This is a genomic window from Nocardia vinacea NBRC 16497, from assembly GCF_000308835.1.
Lineage (GTDB): Bacteria > Actinomycetota > Actinomycetes > Mycobacteriales > Mycobacteriaceae > Nocardia > Nocardia vinacea.
Map to the genome: position 1 here is coordinate 18945 of NZ_BAGN01000419.1, position 22493 is coordinate 41437.

The following is a 22493-nucleotide window of genomic DNA, read 5'->3' on the forward strand; positions in this document are numbered from 1 at the left end:
GACTTCGAAATCCATTGCGGTTGCAACTGATCGAACCTCTATGGGGAATGCCAGCATACAGTCGGCCGGTTCCGGCGGATTGCGAGCTCAGTCGTCGGTGGCCTCAGAATCGATGCGCGATCCGGTCGGCCCCGGTATACGCGAGGCGTTCGCCCCAAGCGCGAGCGCATTCCAGTGCACCCGCGGCTAGTGGTCCGGTCACGCCGTCGACGAAGAAGTCCACCGGCTCGTCGACGAGTTCATAACCCAAGCGCCGCAATCGTTTACCGGCGCTGCGTGCGGCTGAGCCCGGCAACCACGATGGCTTCACCGCCTTCGTGCCGAAAGCCGCGGCTTGGGTGCCCGCTACTACCGGCAGCGCCTTATCGAGCCATTCCCGGATGCCGACCTCGACCGGGACCAGCGCGTCGGTCCGTTGCGCGGCATCGCGGCGGGTCCGGGGTCGGCTGAGCCCGAGCATATGTGTCGGCCCGCCCACCACCAACAGATCCGCGGCCGGTTGGGGCAGCTCCGCGGCGGCCGCCACGTTGAGCAGTTCCACGGTGGCGTACTCGCTGAGTCCCTGAGCGATGGCAGCGGCGATGGCAGCGGTGTTGCCGAACATCGATTCATAGATGACCCGCGCCAGCATGTCGGTCTCCTCCTGATATGAAACTGGGTGGAGGGTGCAATTGACGCTACGGGCGGACGCCACCGTCGAACAGGGCCGAACCGACGCTTACCGGGGGACTTTCGGACATCCGAGGGAGTTCCCGATGACTTTCGGCCGTCGCGTCGGGGGTCCGCAGCGCACAATGTTGGAACAGTGCTGACACGTTTTCTTCCTGGTCTGCGGCAATTCGATGGCTACCAGCGGGCGTGGCTACGGTCCGACGTGGTCGCCGGTATCACAGTGGCCGCGTATCTCGTTCCGCAGGTGATGGCTTATGCGACCGTGGCCGGTTTACCGCCGGTGGTCGGGCTGTGGGCGGCGATCGGGCCGCTGGCTGTCTACACCTTGTTCGCTACCTCGCGACAGCTGTCGGTGGGGCCCGAGTCGACGACCGCTTTGCTCACCGCGGTCGCACTGGCCCCGCTCGCGGTCGGCGATCCGGACCGGTACGCCGCCCTCGCGGCGGTGCTCGCGCTGCTGGTCGGCGGGCTGTGTTTGATCGGTGCGGTGGCCCGGCTCGGCGTGCTGGCCGATCTGCTGTCCAAACCGGTGCTGGTGGGATATCTGGCCGGTACCGCGGGAATGATGATCATCGGACAGCTCGGGCGGGTGACCGGTGTACCGGTCGAGGGGGAGTCGTTCCTCGCCCAATTACGTTCGTTCGCCGCAGGATTGCAGCAGTGGCATTGGCAGACCAGTGTGCTCGCCGCGGCGGTGCTTGCCGGACTGCTGTTTCTGGCCTGGCGGGCACCGCGCGTGCCGGGACCGCTGTTGGCAGTGCTGCTGGGCACCGCGGTGGTGGCGATGTTCTCGTTGCAGCGGTACGGCATCGAGGTCGTCGGGTCCATCCCGGCCGGGATTCCGGTGCCCGGCCTGTCCGGTGTGGCGGCCGCCGATATCGCGCAACTGATTCTGCCCGCGGTCGGCATCGCCGTGGTCGGCTTCTCCGACAATGCGCTCACCGCCCGGGCCTTCGCAGCTCGCCACGGTGCGCATGTCGAGGTGAACACCGAGCTCGCCGCACTGGGTGCGACCAATGTGGCGGCCGGACTGCTGCACGGTTTCCCGGTGAGCTGTAGCGGCAGCCGAACCACCATCGCGGATGTCATGGGCGCGCGCACGCAGCTGTATTCCGTTGTGGCACTGGGCGGTTTTCTAGCTGTGCTGCTCGGCGCACGAAGTATTCTGGGGGCCTTTCCCAAGGCGGCGCTCGGTGCGCTCGTCATCTACGCGGCATTGCGCTTGATCGATCTGGTCGAATTCCGGCGGATCGCCCGGTTCCGGCGCAGTGAACTGATTCTCGCGCTCGGCACGGTCATCGCGGTACTGGCGCTCGGCGTGCTGTACGGCGTGCTGGTGGCGATCGCGCTGTCGATCTTCGACCTGCTGCGCCGGATCGCGCGTGCCCACGACGCCATTCTCGGATTTGTTCCCGGGCTCGCGGGCATGCACGACGTGGATGACTATCCGGAGGCGAAACCCATTCCCGGACTGGTGATCTACCGCTATGACGCGCCGCTGTGCTTCGCCAATGCCGAGGATTTCCGACGCCGTGCACTCGCGGCGGTCGAATCGTGGGCCGAGCATGGTGGACGGCCCGTGCGCTGGTTCGTGCTCAACGCCGAGGCCAATGTGGAGGTGGACCTCACCGCGCTCGACGCGGTCGAACAACTCCGATCGGAGCTTGCGGAGCGTGGCATCGTCTTCGCGATGGCACGCGTCAAACAGGACCTGCGCGACGACCTGGACTCCTTCGGATTGACCGAAAAAATCGGCGACCAGCACCTCTATCCAACCTTGCCGACCGCCATCGAAGCCTTTCGGGCGGACGCTGATAGGGGGTCGGATGACCCGCACAGTGGGTGACTTTCTTCTCTGCCCGAGGATCGGACGACGCGGGATGCTCGAAGCCGGTGGCAACGCCATCGAAAGAGGTGATCCCCCAATCAATGTCCGAGAGTGCAGCAGCCATCCCGATCCGCGACTCGTGGATCTGGGTGGTCCGGCTGTGGCTACTACAGCCTTGGGCCCGTAGCGCGTCGGCAAGCATGCGCCGGTGTGGCTCGGCTCAGACGGCGCCCCGCCTCCGCTCCACCACGCACTGGCGGGTCTCGGCACGAGCGTGGCGGTTCTGGCCGGTGTCGGGTCGAGCGCATGGCTGCTGCCTTGATATCGGAACACCGGCGGACCGGCGTTGGCGACACCTCGGTCGCGCAACCGGAAAGGAACGCACATGATAGGCGAATCCGCTTCGCATGCAACAGAACTCGACACGCCGATCCTCGTGGCAGTCGACGGGTCGGCGAGCTCATATCAGGCCGCGGCTTGGGCGGCCGTCGAAGCCGCGTTGCACCACAGGCGGTTGCATATCCTCACCTCGATGGCGATTCCCACCGGTTTCGGGCCGGGTGCGCTGCTGACCGGCGACGATACGGAGTGGCTGCGTCGGGACGGCGAGCGCGTAGTCACCGAGGCGACTCGTGTGGCGCGTACCGCCGCGCCGGGCGCGGATCTCGCCATCACCACCGAGGTGACGTTCGAGCTGGTTCCGGCAACGCTGATCGAGCGCTCCGCGCACGCCAGGATGCTGGTGGTCGGCAGCCGAGGCATCGGCGCGTTCCAGCGTGGGCTACTCGGCTCGGTCGGTACCGCGGTGACCCACCACGCACATTGCCCGGTCGCGGTGATCCACGGGATCTCCGCGATCGACGCGGTATCGGCGACCCAGCCCGTGCTGGTCGGCGTCGACGGCAGCGCCAACAGTGTGCCCGCCGTCGAAATCGCCTTCGAAGAGGCCTCCCGTCGCAAGGTCGATCTGATCGCTGTGCACGCCTGGAGCGACACCAGCGGAATCGACCTGCCCGTCCTGGACTGGAATGCGGCGCATGACGTGGGCGAGGCCTTGCTCTCGGAGAGTCTCGCCGGCTTCGGCGAACGCTATCCGGACGTCGTGGTGCACCGGATCATCCTGGCGGACAGGCCTGTTCGTGCCCTGCTCGACCAATCGGGGAATGCCCAGCTGATCGTCGTCGGTAGTCACGGGCGCGGCGGTTTCTCGAGTATGCTGCTCGGCTCGACCAGCAACGCCCTTCTGCATTCGGTAGAGGTCCCGATGATCGTGGTCCGCACGGTTTGATCAGGCAGTGAAAAGCCCGGCGCCATTGCGACGCCGGGCTTTTCACTGCCTGATCAGTCGCGACCGGCGAGTCGGCGCAGGCGTTCGTGCTCGAGAACGAACAGGGTGACGCTGGTGACGAAGCACAGCGCGGTGACAGTGGCCCCGAGAGCGGTCCAGCCCGCGAATCCATAGCCTGCCGCGGTGAGGGTGGATGCCAGGCCCACAACTCCGGCGATGAAAAGCACGATGCCGGGAATGTTGTATGGGTCGGCGAGGCTTTCGCCGGGCTTGCTGTGGTACGGCTCGCCGGATGTCCTGTCGCTCACGATATTTCCTCCAGTGTCGGGTTTGGATCGGGCCGCGGCGGGGCGGTTTCGTCGCGGCCCATCGATCACCCTGCCCGCATGGGTCCCGTGTGGGCAGGGGCGTTGGTCCTGGGGGAATCGGACCAAGGTCATCTGTGGAGATGACCCGGTGCGACCGGCGGAAAGTGCACCGCCATCGCGTGGGTGTCTGACGGACAAGCGAGTCGCAACGCGTCCGATCCCGCCACCTAGTCGCCCCACCTCGACTCCGATGCGGCTGTGGCACGGCCAGCGATTGCGCGATCATCGATGACCAGATGCGGATCGCGCCCCAGTCGCGACGAGGAACGCGATCTTTTTCGGCACGGTGCCGCCGATCCATCGCCCGATCGGGCCGCGCAGTGCCGGGTTTCCTAGAATTGTGGTTCGAAAGGCAGGTCGCATGTCTACCAACGGCAACTGGCTCGCCCGAATCACTGCCACCACCGCGCCCGGCGCGGTGGTGCTGATCCGCCTGTATGTCGGCGCGGTCTTTCTCTTCGAAGGCATTCTGAAGTTTCTGCGGCCCGAGACGCTCGGCACCGGCCGGTTCGACAAGGCTGATGTCCCGGCGGCGGGATTCGTTGCTCCACTCGACGGAGTATTCGAAATCGGCTGCGGCGCACTCATTCTGGTCGGTCTGCTTACGCGGCTCGCGGCGATCCCGATGATCGTGGACATGATCGGCGCACTGCTGATCACCAAATTGCCCATCCTCTGGGGTACGGCCGCATTGTTCACCGGCAAGTCCGGGTGGTGGGATTTCGTGCACGAATCCCGCGTCGACCTGGCCCAACTATGCGGCAGCGTGTTCTTGCTCATCGTCGGTGCGGGCGCCTACTCGGCCGATGCCGCGCTGGGCCGGGGCACCGGAAGTCGTCGGTAGGCGTCATTCGGCGCGTGTGTCATTGGTACCCGCAGGACAGGGCGATCGGCCCTGCCGACGCCGTGCGTGCGGGCGCACAGTGGTGCTACCTGCCGAACCGATCCGCAGTCTGCCCGGTTCGTGATGTCGAGGAGATGCCCGAGATGATGTATTGGTACGACCACGACCTCAATGGGTGGGGCTACGCCTGGATGAGCGTCGGGATGGTGTTGTTCTGGGGTCTGCTGATCGCCGCGTTCGTACTGGTGGTTCGCATGATCACCCGTTCCGATCACCCCGCCTCGACCGGTCCGTCGCTGCGGACCGCCGAGCATCTGCTCGCGGAGCGCTTCGCGCGCGGCGAGATCGATGAGAAGGAATATGTGAGTCGGCTCGAGACGCTGCACGCGCATGCCACGCCGCCGGGGTCACGGCGGTGATGAACGGCCCCACCCAGGAGTCGATCGGAGTCGCTATGTCGGTAATCGAACGAAGCAGTGTGAGGGATCGGGTCGAAGCTTTGCCGGCTCGTCGGGCGATGGTGGGATCGGCGTTGGCGGTCGTGCGGGCGGGGAGGTTGGAGTTCTTCTCCGGCAACGGTTTCGCCGATCTCGCCGCGCATCGGCCGATGACCGTGGATACGGTGGTGCGGGTCGCGTCGATCACCAAGACGTTCACCGCGATCGGGGTTATGCAGCTGGTGCAGCGCGGCCTGATCGACCTCGATGTCCCGGCCGAGAGGTACTTGCGCGCCTTTCCGCTCGTTCCCGCCGACCCCGGTTTTCGGCCCGCCACCGTGCGCCACTTGTTGACTCACACTGCCGGGATCGGCGAGACAGCGCATCCCGCACGGGTTTTACGGCCGGACTTCGGCGAGAGCGTGGCGCTCGGCACGCCGATACCAGCACTCGCGGACTACTACCGAGGTGGCTTGTGCCTGCGGGCCGAACCCGGCACTCGGTGGACCTACTCCAACCATGGGTTCGCCGCGCTCGGGCAGATCATCGCGGATGTCAGTGGAATCTCGTTGGCGCAGTATTTGCGCGAGAATATCTTCCGGCCACTCGGCATGACCGATACCGACCTGGAGCTCACGCCGAGCATGCGTGCTCGCCTCGCGACGGGCTACCGCCTGCGAGGCAATGGACCGCGCGCCATCGCCCTGCGCGAGATGGTGACCGCCGGAGCCGCGTCGGCCTACTCGACGCCCCGCGACATGGCGCGTTATCTGGCGGCGCTCTCCGGCGGCGGGGCCAATGAATTCGGCGCGATTGTCGAATCCAGCACGCTGGCAACGATGTTCGAGCCGCAGTATCAGCCGGATCGGCGGATACCGGGAATGGGGCTGGCTTTCTTCCGTGGTGTCGCGGGTGGTCATCGAATCGTCGAACATCAGGGCATACTGCCCGGGTTCGACTCCCAGATCTGGGTCGCGCCCGACGACGGGCTCGCGATCTTCGCAAGCACCAACGGAGCGCACCGTGCCATGCTGTGGCTGCCCGCGGAGGTTTCCGAGCTGATGAACGATCTGCTGGGTGTGCGCGCAGACGCGATTCGAACCGACGTCGGTCACCACCCGGAGATCTGGAACGAGATCTGCGGCTACTACCGCCTGCCCGGCGCCCTCACCGATCTTCGTGCCCGTTCCATGATCGGCGCCGGAGTGCAGGTCCGGATCCATTCCGGGAGGCCCGTGCTGCGGCTGTTGACCCCCGTTCCGAGCTTGCTGCGCGGATTGCCGCTGCATCCGGACGACCCCAGCGATCCGTGGGTATTCCGGGTCGACCTCACCCGGTTCGGCATCGGTACGGGCCGGATCGTGTTCAAGCGGGCCCCGGCGAGCAATGCGATGCACATGCATTTCGATCTGGTTCCGATGACGCTGCTGCGCCGCGGCGACCGATAAACGAGGAATCAGCCGCGTGTGGCGCCGATGGCGGTCCGCACGGTCGCCGCGGCGCAGACACAGGAATCGGGCAGCTGGTCGGGGCGGGTGGGTTGGCGAAGGCTGGCGAGCGCTGCATTTCAGCCAGCGGCCCACCATCGCCGTACGCCGATGGTGCGGTGTGATGCCGCAGCCGAGCAGGAGCCGTCGGTTCCCGGCATCCGCCCGATCGCCTGGATGCGGTGGGGCATTCGGCCGCTCTCCGCATGACCTCCGGCTCTTGATCGGGCCGACAAATCGCCCCAGGCTTGAGCTGTGAACACAGGCGAGCAGGCCGCACAATTGATCGACGCGCGCCGATACGACGCGGTGATCTTCGATATGGACGGTGTGGTCACCGACAGCGCCTCGATGCACGCCGCCGCGTGGACCGACCTGTTCGACCCCTTCCTGGCGTCTCGCCCCGCCGAGCCCGGGCAGGACCGCTCGCCCTTCACCGCGGCGGACTACCAGCGCTTCGTCGACGGCAAGCCGAGATATAGCGGTGTGGCGGATTTCCTTGCCGCACGCGGTATTTCGCTGCCCTGGGGCGTTCCGTCCGATCCGGAGGACGCCGCCACCGTCTGCGGCCTCGGCAACCGGAAGGATCATCTGTTCCAGGATCGGCTGGCCCGCGATGGCGTTCCGGTCTTCGAGTCCACTGTCGCCTTGGTCCGTGAGCTGCGTGACGCGGGGATCGGTGCCGCGGTCTTCTCGGCCAGCCGCAACTGTGCCCAGGTGCTCGAGGCTGCCGGGATCGGGGACCTGTTCGCGGTACATGTCGACGGGATCGTCGCCGAAAATCTAGGGCTGCAGGGAAAACCCGATCCGGCCATGTTGGTCGAGGCGGCCCGGCGGCTCGGCGCGGATCCGGGCCGGACGGTCGTGGCCGAGGACGCCGAAGCGGGGGTGACGGCCGGACGGCGCGGCGGTTTCGCGCTGGTGATAGGTATCGATCGAACCGGCCACGCCGATCAATTGCGCGCGCATGGGGCCGATGTCGTGGTTGCCGATCTAGCCGAGGTGCGGGTGCGCGCCGGGTTCCGACGCATGTCGGAGATTCCGGGTGCGCTGGAGTCCTGGCCCCGGATATCGACTCTGCTCGACACCGCGAATGTGGCCGTGCTGATGGACTTCGACGGAACGCTCGCCCAGATCGTGCCCGATCCGGACGCCGCCGTCCTGGTCGACGGCGCGGCGGCCGCGATCACCGAACTCGCCGGTATCTGCCCGGTCGCGATCATCAGCGGTCGCGATCTCACCGACCTACGCAAACGGGTCGGGCTGGAAGGGATTTGGTATGCGGGCAGCCATGGTTTCGAATTGATCGGTCCCGACGGCAGCTACCACGTACACGACGCGGCACCCACCGCCGAGCACGCCATTGCCGCTGCCGCGGATGAGCTGACCCGTCGAGTGGCCGAAACTCCCGGAATTCTGGTGGAGCACAAGCGATTCGCCGTCGCGGTGCACTACCGCAACGCCGCACCGGAGGTGGTGGCCAGTGTGATCGGCGCCGTGCACGCGGTCGCGCAACAGTCCGGGCTTCGTATCTCCAACGGTCGCAAGGTTACCGAGTTGCGCCCCGATACGAATTGGGACAAGGGCCGGGCGCTCGACTGGATCCTGGATCAGCTCGCCCGCCCGGAGCTGCCGATCTACCTCGGCGACGATCTCACCGACGAAGACGCCTTCGATGCGGTCGCCGCACACGGGATCGGAATCGTGGTGCGCCACAGCGAGGATGGCGATCGGCGCACGGCCGCACGATTCGCGGTGGACGGGCCGGACCGGGTCAGGAAAGTCCTCGACCGGCTCGCCGGGACATTGCATCGCGAATCCGACGCGGACACCGCCGAGGCCTGGACGCTGGCCTTCGACGGCTACGACCCCCAGACGGAGAAACTCCGAGAAGCACTGTGCACGCTCGGCAATGGCTACTTCGCCACGCGCGGCGCGGCGCCGGAAGCACGGGCGGGGGAGCACCACTATCCAGGGACCTATGCGGCCGGCATCTACAACCGGCTCACCGACGAAATCGCCGGGCGGCAAGTCTCCAATGAGAGTCTGGTGAACCTGCCGAACTGGCTACCGGTGTCGTTCCGGATCGAGGACGGCCCGTGGTTCGATATCGACACCGCAGAATTGCTGTTCTACCGGCAGGAACTGGACCTGCGCCGGGCCGTGCTCACCCGCCGCTTCCGGTTCCGCGATGCCGCGGGCCGGATCACCGCGGTCGAGCACCGACGGGTGGTCGCTATGCACCGACCGCATGTCTGCGCTCTGGAGACCACGGTTGTCGCCGAGAACTGGTCGGGGCGCCTGGTGATCCGTTCGGGCCTGGACGGAGCTGTCCGAAATGAGCTGGTGCAACGCTATCGGGGACTGTCCGGTGACCATCTCACCGATATGCAGGGGACAAAGGTGTCCGCTGATTCGGTGTTGCTGACGGTACGGACCAGCCGGTCTGGAATTTCGGTGGCACTCGCGGCGCGCAGCAGGATCCTGCAGAACGGCAAAATCATCGACCGGGCAGGGGATTTCGTCGAACAAGATGGAGTGATAGGACACGATTTCACCGTCGAGGTAACCGGCGGGGCAGCGGTCACCTTGGAGAAGACCGTTACCATCTGCACCGGGCGTGATCACGCGACCTCGACGCCGGAGGAGGAGGTCGTGCGCTGGCTCAGCGCCGAGGGCGGATTCGGGCAACTGCTCGACGGTCATGTCGCGGCCTGGGAACGCCTGTGGGATAGGCTGTCCATCGAACTCGAAGACCGCAAGAACGCGGCCCGCGTGCTGCGCGTGCATCTGCTGCATCTACTGCAGACGCTCTCGCCCAATACCGCCGATCTCGACGTCGGTGTCCCCGCGCGCGGACTGCACGGTGAGGCATACCGCGGACATGTGTTCTGGGATGAACTGTTCGTCTTCCCGGTGCTGAACTTGCGCTTTCCCGCCTTGACGCGATCATTGCTCCGGTATCGCTACCGGCGACTGCCCGAGGCGCGACGCGCGGCGCACGAAAACGGCCTCGCCGGAGCGATGTTCCCATGGCAGTCCGGCAGCGACGGGCGCGAGGAAAGCCAGCAAATGCATCTCAATCCACGATCCGGGCGGTGGAATCCCGACCCGAGCCAGCGAGCCAATCACATCGGCATCGCAATCGCCCACAACGTATGGCAGTACTACCAGGTGACCGGCGACCGCGAGTTCCTACGCGAATGCGGCACCGAGATGCTGGTGGAGATCGCCCGGTTCTGGGCCAGCATCGCCACCTACGACGCAACCCGGGACCGCTACCGAATTCGGGGTGTGATCGGACCGGACGAATTCCATTCCGGTTATCCGGCACGCCCTTTCGAGGGCATCGACGACAACGCCTATACCAACATCATGGCGGTGTGGACAATCCGGCGCGCTCTCGACGGCCTCGACCTGCTCGCGCCGCGCGAACGCACCGAACTGCTGGAAACCCTCGGGGTGGCGCCATCGGAGCCGGAGCATTGGGCTGAGGTCAGCCGCCGCATGAACGTGCCACTCCATGATGGCATCATCAGCCAGTTCGAGGGCTACGACCAACTGGCCGAATTGGATTGGGCACGCTACCGGCAGCGGTACGGCGATATCCAGCGACTGGACCGCATACTCGAGGCGGAGGGCGACGACATCAATCGCTACCGGGCCGCCAAACAGGCCGACGTGCTTATGCTGTTCTACCTGCTTTCCTCCGACGAATTGCTGGAACTGCTGGGAGAACTCGGCTACGACCTGCCCGCATCGATGATCCCCCGCACCATCGACTACTACCTCGCACGGACCTCGCACGGATCGACGCTGAGCAGCGTCGTCCATTCTTGGGTGCTGGCCCGCGCCAACCGGGAACGAGCGATGGAATTCTTCGACAGCGTCCTCGAGGCCGATATCGGTGACATCCAGGGCGGCACCACCGCCGAGGGTATCCACCTCGGCGCTATGGCAGGCAGCATCGATTTGCTGCAACGCTGCTTCACCGGGCTCGAAACCCGCGGCGAGCGTTTGATATTCGCGCCGCACTGGCCGTCATCCCTCGGTGCGCTGACATTCCCGATCACCTACCGCGGGCACCAACTCAGAATCCGAATCAGCGGCGGCGACGTCGAGGTCAGGTCGGCGCCGGGAAACTTGCCACCGATCGAGATCGAATGCCGCGGACAGATCGAACAGTTGGCCCCCGGCTGGACCTTCCGGGCTCGCGCCTAGCGCCCGCCCGGATTCGAATAGCACACTGCGGCAACGGAGGAGCGGATCATGCGGTGGTATCACGACTATCTGCGCTGGCTGTATCGCACCGGCCGTCCGAACCTGTTCGCGCGCGTACAGAATCGGCTCTCAGCCCGCGCGTTCGCGGCCGGAATCATGCCCCGTCGGGTCGCGGCATTGGGGATCCGGGGCCGGCGCAGCGGTCGCCTCATCTGGTTTCCGATCGTGCTGACCGAATTCGACGGGCGGCGCTATGTGGTATCGATGCTCGGTGCCGACGTCAACTGGGTGCGCAATCTGACCGCCGCAGACGGCCGAGCCATCCTGCGGCACGGTCGCCGGGAAACGGTCCGGCTGGTGTCGGTCGATCCGGAAAGCCGAGCCCCGATCCTTCGGCGCTACCTCCAACTGGCACCGGGCGCGCGACCGCACATCCCGGTACCACGCGATGCCCCGGTCGCCGACTTCGAGCGCATCGCCCCGGACTATCCGGTATTCCGCATCGCCCCGGGCCAGTAGGCCCGCACCGCGCTGCGCGACAGGACATCGGCGAGAGGACGTCGGTCGCGCCCGTTCCACGCGCTGGCCCGAGTGTCGGGGGCCAACGTCACCAACCCCGGTTACCTTGGGCATCTGCCCCCGCGGCACCCCGCCGAGAAGAATTGCCGTTATAGCAGGCAGTTTCCCAGCCGATGGCCGGGCCTCGGCGGCTGCCGGGGTAGGTGGCTGCGATGAGCGAATTGGGTCCGCTCGATTCGGGTTTCATGGAGATGGAAGACGCCGACCGGCACATCAGTCTCGGGATCGGCGCGGTCGCGATCATCGCCGGTCCGGTACCGACACGCCAGGAGTTCACCGCCGCGATGGCAGGCAGCCTGGTGCGCAATAGTCGGCTCCGCCAGCGAGTACGCCGGACCGTCGCGGATCTCACCGCCCCGGTATGGGAGGACGACCCAAATTTCGATCTGGCACATCACCTGCGGTGGACGGCGCTGCCGGAGCCCGGCGACGAGGCGGCGCTGCGCGAACTGGTCGCCACCGAACTCGAGGAACGACTCGACCGAGACCACCCGCTGTGGCAGTGCATCGTCGTCGAGCATCTGGCAGAGGATCGCTGGGCGCTGATCATCAAAGCCCATCACACCATGGTGGACGGAGCGTCCGGCATCGGCCTGTTCGAGAGTTTCTGCGATCCTGTCTCCAGCACGAGTGCGCCGCGCCCGACCACCGGAACACGTCAACAGATCAACGCTTTCGGATTGGCGGCCCAGAGCATTCGACTGTCGATGGCCATGCCGAGAATGGCCTTCGACATGACGCGGGCCCTGATTCCGGTCGTGTACGCCGCGGTAACGCCGACCGGCACATCCTCCTTCAACGGCCCGATCGGCCGACAGCGGCGCTACGCCGTCGCACGCGCGTCACTGGCCGACATCGCGGAGATCCGTGCCGCGTTCGGTGTGACTGTCAACGATATCGCCCTCGCCGCCGTCGCCTCGGCCTACCGCACCGTGCTGCACAAGCGCGGCGAGGAACCGACCGCCGATAAGATCCGCATTCTGGTACCGGTGTCCATGCGTCGCGAGGACGCGAAATATGTTCTCGACAACCGAGTTTCGGCGATGCTGCCGTACCTGCCGGTCGAGATCTCCGATCCGGTCGAGCGGCTCGCCGCCGTCCACCAGCGCATCGCACGACACCGATCCCGCGGTGAGGCCGAAGCCGAGAAGTCCGTGCTGTCGATGGCGGGTCGGCTCCCGTTCGCATTCGTCGCGTGGACCCTGCGGCTGGCCATGCATTACCCCCAGCACGGTGTCAGCGCGCTCGCCACGAATGTCCCCGGCCCGAGGCAGAAATTATCGCTACAGGGCCGTGAGGTCCTGGAAATCCTGCCCTGTATCCCGATCGCCATGCGACTGCGCACCACCATCGCGATCCTCAGCTACACCGACCGGCTGACCTTCGGCATCACCGGCGACTACGACACCACCCCCGATATCGACCTGATCGCCGACGAAATCGAGCACGGAATCACAGAACTGCTGGACCGGGCCCGCAGCTCGCAGGGATGACGGTTCAGTGATCAACGGGGAAGGCGTACATGAATGCGGCACAAGCCGGAAAGGCTATTGCCCCGAGCGAATTTGAACAGATTCCGCAGGCCGTTGGTCAGTTGGTGGACACAGGCCGCGTGGGAAGTGAAGGGAACGGCGGCGGTTCGGCGAGGTGGGCGCCAACCTCGGAGAGTTCGGTGCCGCGGGTAACGGCTCACGCCGCCGTGCCGATCAACCGGCTAGTGAATACACCAACAGCGGGTGTGCCGGATAAGCAGAGACCGAAATTCACGCCGGGGGTAGCAGGCCGAGCGTCGCGATCGCCGCTGCCGCCGCCCAGACCGCTACTCGGCGTCTCGATGACAGATTTCCTGAGGGCCATTGGATTCGTCGTCTCCGATGACGATCTCGCGCAGGCGGCCACCGCTGTCGGCGGATTCGAACGACTGAGCGCACTCGCCGATCCGAGCGGCTCCGCGCGGGTGGCGGGCCCGGCCTGGAAATCGTTGCTGGACTTGGCTTCTGCCGGCCAGAACTCGGGGGCACTGTCTCGTGCCGAGTTGCTAGGGCAAGTGCTGGTCCGCGCCGCATTCGTCGACGCGGCTGCCGATACACGCGTGCTCACCTCGTCGCTGGAAGGCGCAGGGTTCAACTGGATCCGTACCTGGCATGGGGTCAACCTGCGGCTCGCGGGGAGGTTGTACCGCTACACACAGGAGGTGAGCGGGGCCGATACGAAACCGTCCATGCGGGCGACCATGAACGCTGCGCTCGAATGCTGGTTGGTAGTCGAACATCTGGACAGGTACTCGACGGACGCCAATCGGCGCGCGTGGCGTGGAATGCGCGCGGTGGCACAGCAATTCCTGGCGCGCACCGCCGATGATCCGGGACCATTGCTCGAAGCCGCCGCGGCCGACTTCGACATCGCTGAACAGTACGGCGACCACACGCCACAGCATTACGTGCTGAAAGCCGAAGTGCACCAGCGACTGGCGATGATCACCGAAAACGACGCGGAACTCGACGCCTCCCACGACTGCCTCGTCGCCGCGCGCGATACGGCCGGTAACACCACCGCCGTGGCCGCCGGATGGGCAGGACTGCTGTTCGCCCGCGGAATTCGTGGGCTTCGGGCCGCCGGTGCGCGACTTCCGATGACCAGCGGCGAGGTACTCGACGAAGAACCCGACGCCGACATCGGGCTCGGCGAGACCGGACTGCGCGCGGCCGCAAGCGCTTTCACCGCATCTGCACTCTGGTGGGACGACGTCATCGGCGGGATGCCAGGCGCGAGCGATCGGGATCTGCGTGCCCACATCATCAAACGAGGTCAGGCGTGGCAGCGGGTGGCGCATTCACGGCGTCTGCTCGGCCTGTCCATCGATGCCCCTCTCGCACTCGCCATCGTCGATCTGCGGGCATGCGCCGAACCCGGCGCGCCGATCTCCGGCCCGTATCTCCCCTGGTCACTCCAGATGTGGGCGCGGTCGTTGGTCGAGCGCAATACGCCCGAAACGTTGACGACCGCCGTGGATGCGGTTGCCGAGGCGCTCGCCTACGCCGACCGGCATCTGAGCGCGGACGCGATCTTGATCGACCGGCTCGAGGCCCTCGCGCTCGATGTGCGCTTGCGGCTGGCGGTACACAACGACGATATTCGCGCCTTACGCGGCCACCTGCCCGAGGCGCTTGCCAGGGACGATCAGCGAGCGTCGGTGCGGGTGGCGTCGGTGGCATATGCGGCTCGCACGCTGTGCGCGCGAGCCGACCCGGACGACCTCGAGTTGATCGGAGCGGTGGTCGACCATCTCGAGTCGGTCGCCCTGCAATCGGAGGCGGGTCACCGGGTTTTCGCGGCGAGTCATGCGGCCGGTCTGCTGATCGGCTGCGATGGTGGCGGACCGGTCGGAACCTGTGATCTGGCGGTACTGCGACGGATCCACATGCTGATGCGGATCGCGATCGACGCGTCTCCCGACACCACACACCTCGGTCTGCTGTTCGGATCAGCACGCGCGGCCAACAGGTACGGGCGCGGCGTTCTGCTGGGCGGCAGCGACGACGACCGTCGCCTGGCATTGCAGCTGTACGACGAGGCGATCGCGGCCTTCGAAAGGCTCGCCGAGTCAGCGCAGCCGATATGGCTCGCCCAGCATCGTGACGGCGGGGTGACACTCGCATCGATCGAAACCCAGGACAGTGCCTACGACACCTCGGAATGGTTCGTTCCCGAGGAGATCACGACCACGAGTCTGATGGGCGACGCCTATCTGCGGCGGCACTCCCTGCGCCGCGATGTGGAGGATCTGCGGGCGGCGATGCGTTGGTTCGAGCGCAGCTCCGAACTCGGCAACCGCAACCCGGAACAGTTGAGCCAACTAGGGGAAGCGTATCTGCGTTACGGACGCCGCACTGGTGACTCGGCGTTGATCGAACGGGCGCTCGCTCTGAAGGACGAATCCCGCGCAGTGAGTGTGGCGGAAGGCAATACACCGGCACGCGAAGCCTACTCGGCTGCCGCGGCGGCCTCGTATCTGCTGTGGCGGCGGCATGGCGAGCCCGCGATGTACGTCGCGTCGGCGCAGCGTGCCGCCTTCGCCGCGGCGGTCGACCCCCGATGGCCATGGCCGCTGCTGCAATTGGTGCAACATGCCGAGGCGCCCGCGTCCGTCCGTGCGCTATTGCCCTCCGAGCCACCGACAGACGATGCGACGGGAATCAGCGCGCCCCCTCGGATCTGGCATGCCGTCCGCACAGGGGAGATCGACTTCCTCCGCCACCACGGCTGCGAACTGGCGATCTCCACCGAAGAGTTCCGAGCCAAAACGTTGGGCGGGCAGAAGAACCGGGAAACCTTCGTTCTCGACGACCCGCACGGCTTGCTGTCGTCCACCCTCGTCCTGAAGCCGTTGACCAGCCGTACCGCCGCAGAGGCGGAGGTTGCGCGTCTCGAGTCGTTCCACTCGTATGTCTCGGCGGGAGTACCGGAGTGGATCCGCGCGGTACGCCCGTTCGCCGTGGTAAACCCACCGGATGGCACCGAGTCGCACTACGCCGCGAGCATGCGTGCCGCGGGCGTGCCGTTGTGGAGCCTGGCCGACACCGCGTCGGGCCGGATATCCGGCTCCGCCGTGCGCGCGGTTGGCCGCACGGTCAAACTCCTGGCGATTATCCATGCCTGGCGAGGCGCCCCGCCGTCTCGGGAAAACCATCTGCCCTCCGAAAAGACCAAGCTCCTGAACGATTTCAAGAAGCTCGGCTACTCGGAGCCGTGGGAACGCGCACGGCTGTGGCAGGCACTGATTCCGGCGGATCTGCCAGTGGTCGGAAAGCGCGACGCGCACACCGAGAATTGGCTCGTGACCGATTCGGGGGAAATCGTCGCGGTGGATCTCGCGTCGTCGCAGTTCCTTCCGCTCGGCCTAGAGGTCGCCCAATTGCTCGAAGATGTGCCCTTCTTCGATACATCGCCGCAAGGACTGGCCGCCCGTCGCACGCTTGCGCGCGACTATCTCGGCGAATTGTCCCGTAGAAGACCGGATTTGGCGCCTATCTTGCCCGAGGTGGATTCCGATCGGTGGGAGCGGGCGTACGCGTGCTTCGCGGCCCGCCGGGCAATTTACCTGATCCGCAGATTCTCGCGATCGGACGCGTCGACGGCAGCTCAGGGGGTTCGCCGGCTCGATGCGCGGCGAGTCGGTCATGCCGGGGCGGTCCTGGACTGGGCTTTCGATGTGGTGCCGGAACTGCGGATCATCATGGGACGGTGACGATGTCGAGCACGGCGATCCCGTCGTCGAAGGTGACCATGATCGAGTTGTCGTCGAGGGCTGTCAGAGCGGTCGCCACCGCGGAGATGCCGAGAGTGCGCAGTAGCATGCCGGTTTCGGCGTCCCAGATACGCAGCGTCTGATCGTCGCCCGCAGTCAGTAGGCGCGGTCCAGCCGGGGTGGAAGCCGCGGCGATCGCACGGACCGGGCCATGATGCCCGACCAGTCCGACCGGCGTCTCATCGGTGCTCACTGTGTCCCACAGCCGGACGACTTCGTTGTTGGTGGCCACCGCAAGCACCGGCCTGTCCGCAGTGGACCGGACGACCGCTATGCCGTTCACCTTGGCCGATAGCCCGGTGATGGTGCCGAGATGAGTGTGGGTCTGGGCATCCCACAGATAGACTGTCGCATCGTAACCGCCGGAAGCGAGCCAGATCCGGCCGTCGATACCGACGAAATCGGTGACCACGCGCGGACGATGTGACGATGCGGGTGTATGTCCGAGGGACGCGCCGGACAACGGATCCCAGAACGCCAATCCGCTCCGAGTTACGGTCACCACTCGTGTACCTCCACTCTCGGCAATGAAATGAGTGATCGCGGAGACGGGCCGCCCCGCATCGATCGTCGCGACGACGTCGTGATCGCGGGTGACGAAGACGCTCCCGCCGGTATCGGCACTGACCAAAAGGGTTTCGCCGTCCGCCTCGGTCAGTACTCTGAGCACGGTCACTAGCTGATTGTGGACCGGATATGGCGCGGCGACCGCCGTCCCACTGCCGACGGCGTACCAGCGGATCACGCCGTCCGCGTCGCCGGTGACCAGGACGCCCCGGTCGGCGGCCACTGTCGCGGCCGTGAGCCGCGGCGGCGAATCCGATGACGTCAGCGATTCCTCTGTGCTCCACAGACGCACCACGGCATCGTTCCCCGCGGTCGCCAATAGCAGCCGGTTATCTTCGGGAACGAAGACGGCCGCGCGGATGCGGTCGCGATGACCGGTCAATGTTCGAGTATTCGCGTCCAGCGAGGCTCGGAACAGGTGCACTATTCCCTTATTGTCCCCAGCCGCCAGGATCGAGCCCCCGCTGGACAGCGGTGCCGAAGCGATCGCGCAGACACCGGTTTTCGCGCGCCGCACCGAGGTGCCTACCAATTGCGCATCGGTGAGGCTCCATCGGATCAGCTGGCCATCGTGACCAGTCGACAGCACCGAGCCTGCCGGCTTTCCCTGCCACGAAGTCAAACCGCGCAAGCCCCTACTGTGTCCGGGGCTGGGGCCGGGGCCCGCCACTGGCGTCGGGACACCCTCGCGCCACACACGTACCGTTCCGTCGTCGTATCCGGCGAACAGCACGGTGCCGTGATCGCCGGTAATCGTGCACACCAGGCCGCGAACGCCCGTGCCGAATCCGGGAAAGCCCCAGACCGCTTCTCGCTCACCGACATCCCACAGGACAATATCGCCGTGATCATCTCCGGTGGCCAGCAATACGCGGCCGCTGCGGCCGGGGAGCACATCCATGGCGCGGACCGGCGCGCGGTGTACGCGCAGCGGTGCGCCATGCGGCAGACCGGTCATCGGATTCCACAGCCGAACCGACGTGTCCTCACCTGCGCTCGCGAGGAGGATATCGAGTGCCGGAACTTCGACGATCGCGTAGATGCCGCCTCGGTGTCCCGACATCGGCCTGCCGAAGGCCCGGCCGGTCGAGGGATCCCACAGTCGCACGATGCCGTCGGAGCCGCCGGAACTCAGCAGGATTCGCCCGCCTGCCGTGCGGACCGTGGCCAGGGCGTGGACCGCGCCACGGTGACCGCGCAGCGTGAGATGTGGTGATTGCGGGGCTAACATCGCCCATCGAACCGACCAATCGCCGGGCAGTCCCGCGTCGATTCGGCTGCCGCCGAGCCGGGCGGCGGCGAGCTGGAATATGCCTCTCTTGTTCCCAGTATCGGCCGTGGTCAGCACGTGCCTGCTACCCAGTACCGCCATGACCTGCGGAGGTAGGTGGAAGCGGCCGAACGCCGCACGCGCCGCGGCCGAAGCGAGGGATTCGATATCGAGTCTGCCGATGACGTAGTCGAGTTCGCCGAGCGCGTCCCACGAAGCACCGCCGCCGTCGGCGATATGCGCGGCGAGATAGGTGGCGACATACGGATTCACCTGCGTGGTTTCCCGGGCGGCTAGCATCAGCAGTGCATCGGCGACTGTCGCACGGTGGCTGCGGGTTTCGGGCAGTTCGGTGAAGGATTCCGCGAACGTTCGATGGGCGAGCCGATAGACGGTCTGCTCTCGCTCCCGGTCGATGACGAGGTAGGCGGCGGCCGAGCGCAACAGCGTTCGGATCTGCTCGTTGCCGATCGTGACATCCGGCGCCAAGGCCCCGGCGACCTCGTTCCAGACTCCGTCCCGAATCGGCAGCCCTCGACCGTGGGCAAGTGCGAGGGCGTGCAGAAGCGGCTGCGCGCTCGGTTCCTCTGCGGCCAATCTCGTCACGGCCCGACGGAATACCGCTCGATGATCCCCGCGCACGAAGGCCTCGAGTGCATCGAGGTCAGTGAGCAAAGCCGGGTCCGCCTGCAACTCCGCTACGACGAGGTGCGCGAACAGGAATCCGGGCGCATGGGTCGCAATGGTTGCCGCGGCGCCGGCAACAGCCACCGGATCGTGGTTCGGTGTGCCATTTCCGAGCAGACGGGACGCGACATATCGCGCGACAGCCGCCGGTTCGGGGAGGATGCACAAGGTGTTGCGAGGGTCGGCGTGTAGTGCATCGAGCAAGTTCTGATCCTCTGGTGCCGGCCGGTCCGGCTCACTGCGAGTCGATTGCCGTGTGCCGACGATGACCCGAACACCTGGCAGCAGTGCCAACGGCCGAATCACGGCTTCGGCGACGGCAATCGGCTCGGCCGCCTCATCGAGCGCGTCCATCAGCAGTGTCGTATGGGAACGTTCGCCGAGACGTGCCAGCAACCACGCCGATCGATCGGAGTCGTCCGCCTCGGGCGGCCGCCCGAGCGCGAGCCGCATGGCGATATGGTCGACGAGATCAGCCGCGTTCATGCCGGTGAGGTGGACGGTCAGGTCGAACGTACCGTCAGGCGGGCGCTGGTCGTCGGGAACAGGATCGAGCAGCCCGTGCCGGATCAGGACTTCCCGAAGCGTTGGTGCACTGCGCACGGCCAGTTGCCCCAGCAACGCCGATTTGCCGGATCCCGGTCGGCCGGTGACGACCAGGAGTCCTGAGGACGATTCGGCAAGCCAGGTCACTATCAGTCTGCTCTCGGCGACGCGCCCCTGGAAGAACCACGAATAGTCATCTCCATCGCCGCCTTGTGCTTTCGCGACGAAATGCCGACGTTCGTGATCGTCGAGATTCCTGAGCGCGCTGCGGATCTCGGCCGCGAGGTCGACCATGGTCCCCGTTATCGCCGGAACGCGCCGACAGAGAGCGGCGTCGACGATGGTCTTCGGGACCACCTCTGAGCCCGGGAGGAGCCGACGTAATTCGCCTGCCAGATCCCACAGGGATATGCGTGATTCCGCACCGAAAGTGTCCTCCAGCGCGGTTTCGAGTGCCGCGCTGAACTTTCCCAGATTCGTCGGACCGTCGCCGGACACTCCGACCAGCAGAAAACGGCGGTTCGCTAGCTGGACCTGGAGATCCACCTCATTGCTCAGTCGTTGGACGAAAATCGCCGACGCGCAGGCGTCTACGACGATGATCGACCACTGATCCTGATCGTAGGGATCCACGCGTGCGGCGATGACACTCGCGAGCTTGTCCGGCGTGATCGATCGCGTCCAGTCCCGGTCCGGACTCTTCGCATGCGCGAGTGCCGCTTTGGTTCCGACGCGCCAGCCGTGCCCGACCCAGAGCAGCAGGCTGCGCTGCGCACCGGACTTCGTCCATGCGCTGAGACGGTCGTCCACAGCATCGGACCCCCGCTCGGGCATCGCCGCATCCCACGGCACCGCGGCGACGCCGAACTCCTGTAGCGCCGTTGCGACACGGTCGATCTCATCTTCTGCGGTCGGCAGCGCCAGATGCGTCTGCCCTGGGTACTCCCCGATAGCTATGGGAAAGAATTCCAGCGCATCCTCATCCTCGATCACGGTTGCGCGGGCTCGGCGGCCATCACCAATTGACTGACCGGGGAGCCCCCGCCGCCGGTCACGGTGATCCGATACAGTCCCGGCGCGGGAAGGGTGATATCGGCGACGAGCTTGTCGTCGGCGGGCATCAGGTCGGGATGGTCCAATTCCTCGCCGCTGTCGGCGTCCGATACGACGCACATCGCCTGGAGTCGCGACGCACCAGCGATCTCGGCCCGCCACCCGATACCGGGTTCGACGTGGTCGGGTACGTCGATTCCGATACCGTCGGCGCCGCCGAGTCTCGGACCCCGATCCTCGATGCGATGGCGCACAACATCCAGGATGAAATCGATCGCCTCGGCACAACTGGCGAGACTTCCGTGCTGTTGCGAAACCCGTTCGAACATGCCCGCGCTTTCAGGTATGGCGGAATTGCGAGGAACGGTGCCGTCGCCGAGGCCGACGAATCGACTGGGGATGCCGTTGGCCATCCGTTCCACATCACCGTCGGGCGCCGGTCGGAATGTGTAGCCCTGCATGGTGATCACGCCGTTGTCGATGGTGATGCTGCTGGGTGTCGGCTGCCGCAGCCCGACGAGCGGAAGATGTTCGATAAGTGTCCGACGCGTGCGATGTGTGTCGAACGCGGCGTCGGCGAGTTCGCGGCTCCCGCCGAGGTTCGCGATATCGGTCGGCGTCAGATGTCGTACGTCGAGCCCGTCGTGGACGCAGCGGTACATCGGCAGCAGGTCGTATATTCCTGGCATCGTGCGCGCGACATCCCTCAGCCTGCGCGCGGGTACCGGTGCGCCTTCGCCCGAGCCGAGAATCACCGCGGCCTTCACGGCCCCGTCGAAGGGCGTGCCCATGGTGACCGTCGCGCCGATTGTCCGCGCGAGTTCGCCATCCTCGGGCATGGCGCGGCACAGCAGCCCGCCCATGGAATGCGCGACGAACACCAGTTGAGCGTCGGGCCGGTCCGCTCTTTTCCGCCATCGTTCGAGGTGGTCTGCTGCTGCCGCCGCAAGCAGAGCCGCGTTGTGCCGTACCGGCAATCGCCAGTCGTATCCGAATTCGAGTACCGCTTCGGGGTGAATAGAGGCCCTCCGAATCGCCTTCGTCAGCGGACCGTACGGTTCCATCCCCGAGACGAGTGGCATATACGCCGGAAATCTGAGCAGCCCATTCGGCAGCACCCGGCCGGTCTTTCCCGCGAGTTCGTCCTCGGTGAGGGCGAGCTCTTCGAGTCCGTCACCCCGACTCCACGCCCGGACGTACCAGCCGAGTCTGCGCAAGCCCCACAGCGGTCGCCGCGACTCGGCGTCGATCAACTCGGTGCCCATGATGCCCGGGACGATCACCACCGCGTCGTCGCTAAGGTACCGACGCGTCCCCAGGGCTGTCGGCCATGGTGGT

13 protein-coding genes are annotated in these 22493 nt (G+C 66.1%); 9 read left to right on the top strand and 4 right to left on the bottom strand.

Annotated elements, in window-relative coordinates:
- Window positions 1–103: 103 nt before the first annotated feature.
- Entirely contained in the window at window positions 104–631 is a 528-nt protein-coding gene (locus ON44_RS42210; protein ID WP_040700641.1) for a flavodoxin family protein, read from the bottom strand.
- Between the two features lie 174 nt (window positions 632–805).
- Between ON44_RS42210 and ON44_RS42215 the strand changes: the two genes are divergently transcribed.
- Together ON44_RS42215 and ON44_RS42220 are read left to right on the top strand one after the other, a co-directional pair.
- A complete protein-coding gene (locus ON44_RS42215) occupies window positions 806–2518 on the top strand; it encodes a SulP family inorganic anion transporter (RefSeq protein WP_040700642.1) in 1713 nt (570 codons plus the stop codon).
- Window positions 2519–2885: 367 nt separating this feature from the next.
- Window positions 2886–3788, top strand: coding sequence for a universal stress protein (locus ON44_RS42220; RefSeq protein ID WP_040700644.1), 903 nt, complete (start codon window positions 2886–2888; stop codon window positions 3786–3788).
- A gap of 53 nt (window positions 3789–3841) precedes the next feature.
- Here the strand turns inward: ON44_RS42220 and ON44_RS42225 are convergent, their stop codons facing one another.
- The gene (locus ON44_RS42225; protein WP_245567548.1) at window positions 3842–4096 is read right to left on the bottom strand and encodes a hypothetical protein; all 255 of its coding nucleotides are present in this window, start codon (window positions 4094–4096) and stop codon (window positions 3842–3844) included.
- Between the two features lie 421 nt (window positions 4097–4517).
- On the opposite strand from ON44_RS42225, the gene ON44_RS42230 reads away from it, so the two are divergent.
- The 7 genes from ON44_RS42230 (at window position 4518) to ON44_RS42275 (ending at window position 16972) form a co-directional block, all read left to right on the top strand.
- A complete protein-coding gene (locus ON44_RS42230) occupies window positions 4518–5000 on the top strand; it encodes a DoxX family protein (protein WP_051183273.1) in 483 nt (160 codons plus the stop codon).
- Window positions 5001–5143: 143 nt separating this feature from the next.
- A complete protein-coding gene (locus tag ON44_RS42235; protein ID WP_040700711.1) occupies window positions 5144–5419 on the top strand; it encodes an SHOCT domain-containing protein in 276 nt (91 codons plus the stop codon).
- 35 nt (window positions 5420–5454) lie between these two features.
- Complete coding sequence (locus ON44_RS42240) at window positions 5455–6885, top strand: serine hydrolase domain-containing protein (protein WP_040700645.1); 1431 nt, start codon at window positions 5455–5457, stop codon at window positions 6883–6885.
- A 294-nt stretch (window positions 6886–7179) separates the two neighbouring features.
- Window positions 7180–11145 (top strand): trehalose-phosphatase, encoded by a 3966-nt coding sequence (otsB, locus tag ON44_RS42250; protein ID WP_281005909.1) that lies wholly within the window; start codon window positions 7180–7182, stop codon window positions 11143–11145.
- A 48-nt stretch (window positions 11146–11193) separates the two neighbouring features.
- Window positions 11194–11664, top strand: coding sequence for a hypothetical protein (locus tag ON44_RS42255; protein WP_040700648.1), 471 nt, complete (start codon window positions 11194–11196; stop codon window positions 11662–11664).
- Window positions 11665–11876: 212 nt separating this feature from the next.
- Entirely contained in the window at window positions 11877–13217 is a 1341-nt protein-coding gene (locus tag ON44_RS42260) for a wax ester/triacylglycerol synthase family O-acyltransferase (protein ID WP_040700715.1), read from the top strand.
- Between the two features lie 341 nt (window positions 13218–13558).
- On the top strand, window positions 13559–16972 hold the full coding sequence (locus ON44_RS42275) for a hypothetical protein (protein WP_051183276.1): 3414 nt from the start codon (window positions 13559–13561) through the stop codon (window positions 16970–16972).
- On the opposite strand, the gene ON44_RS42280 is transcribed toward ON44_RS42275, so the two are convergent.
- Together ON44_RS42280 and ON44_RS42285 are read right to left on the bottom strand one after the other, a co-directional pair.
- Window positions 16959–21095 carry a WD40 repeat domain-containing protein gene (locus tag ON44_RS42280; protein WP_040700655.1) on the bottom strand — a complete coding sequence of 1379 codons (4137 nt, stop codon included), beginning with the start codon at window positions 21093–21095 and terminating at the stop codon, window positions 16959–16961. The two genes, ON44_RS42275 and ON44_RS42280, sit on opposite strands and share 14 nt — an antisense overlap.
- Window positions 21092–22441 (bottom strand): alpha/beta hydrolase, encoded by a 1350-nt coding sequence (locus ON44_RS42285; RefSeq protein ID WP_051183277.1) that lies wholly within the window; start codon window positions 22439–22441, stop codon window positions 21092–21094. The genes ON44_RS42280 and ON44_RS42285 overlap by 4 nt, the downstream gene beginning before the upstream one ends.
- Window positions 22442–22493 lie beyond the last annotated feature (52 nt).

Bases quoted from the DNA above. Each gene is read 5' to 3' on its own strand.
- ON44_RS42275 (WP_051183276.1), top strand. From the start codon at position 13,559: ATGACAGATTTCCTGAGGGCCATTGGATTCGTCGTCTCCGATGACGAT.
- ON44_RS42240 (WP_040700645.1), top strand. From the start codon at position 5,455: ATGTCGGTAATCGAACGAAGCAGTGTGAGGGATCGGGTCGAAGCTTTG.
- ON44_RS42235 (WP_040700711.1), top strand. From the start codon at position 5,144: ATGATGTATTGGTACGACCACGACCTCAATGGGTGGGGCTACGCCTGG.
- ON44_RS42220 (WP_040700644.1), top strand. From the start codon at position 2,886: ATGATAGGCGAATCCGCTTCGCATGCAACAGAACTCGACACGCCGATC.
- ON44_RS42210 (WP_040700641.1), bottom strand. From the start codon at position 631: ATGCTGGCGCGGGTCATCTATGAATCGATGTTCGGCAACACCGCTGCC.
- ON44_RS42230 (WP_051183273.1), top strand. From the start codon at position 4,518: ATGTCTACCAACGGCAACTGGCTCGCCCGAATCACTGCCACCACCGCG.
- ON44_RS42255 (WP_040700648.1), top strand. From the start codon at position 11,194: ATGCGGTGGTATCACGACTATCTGCGCTGGCTGTATCGCACCGGCCGT.
- ON44_RS42260 (WP_040700715.1), top strand. From the start codon at position 11,877: ATGAGCGAATTGGGTCCGCTCGATTCGGGTTTCATGGAGATGGAAGAC.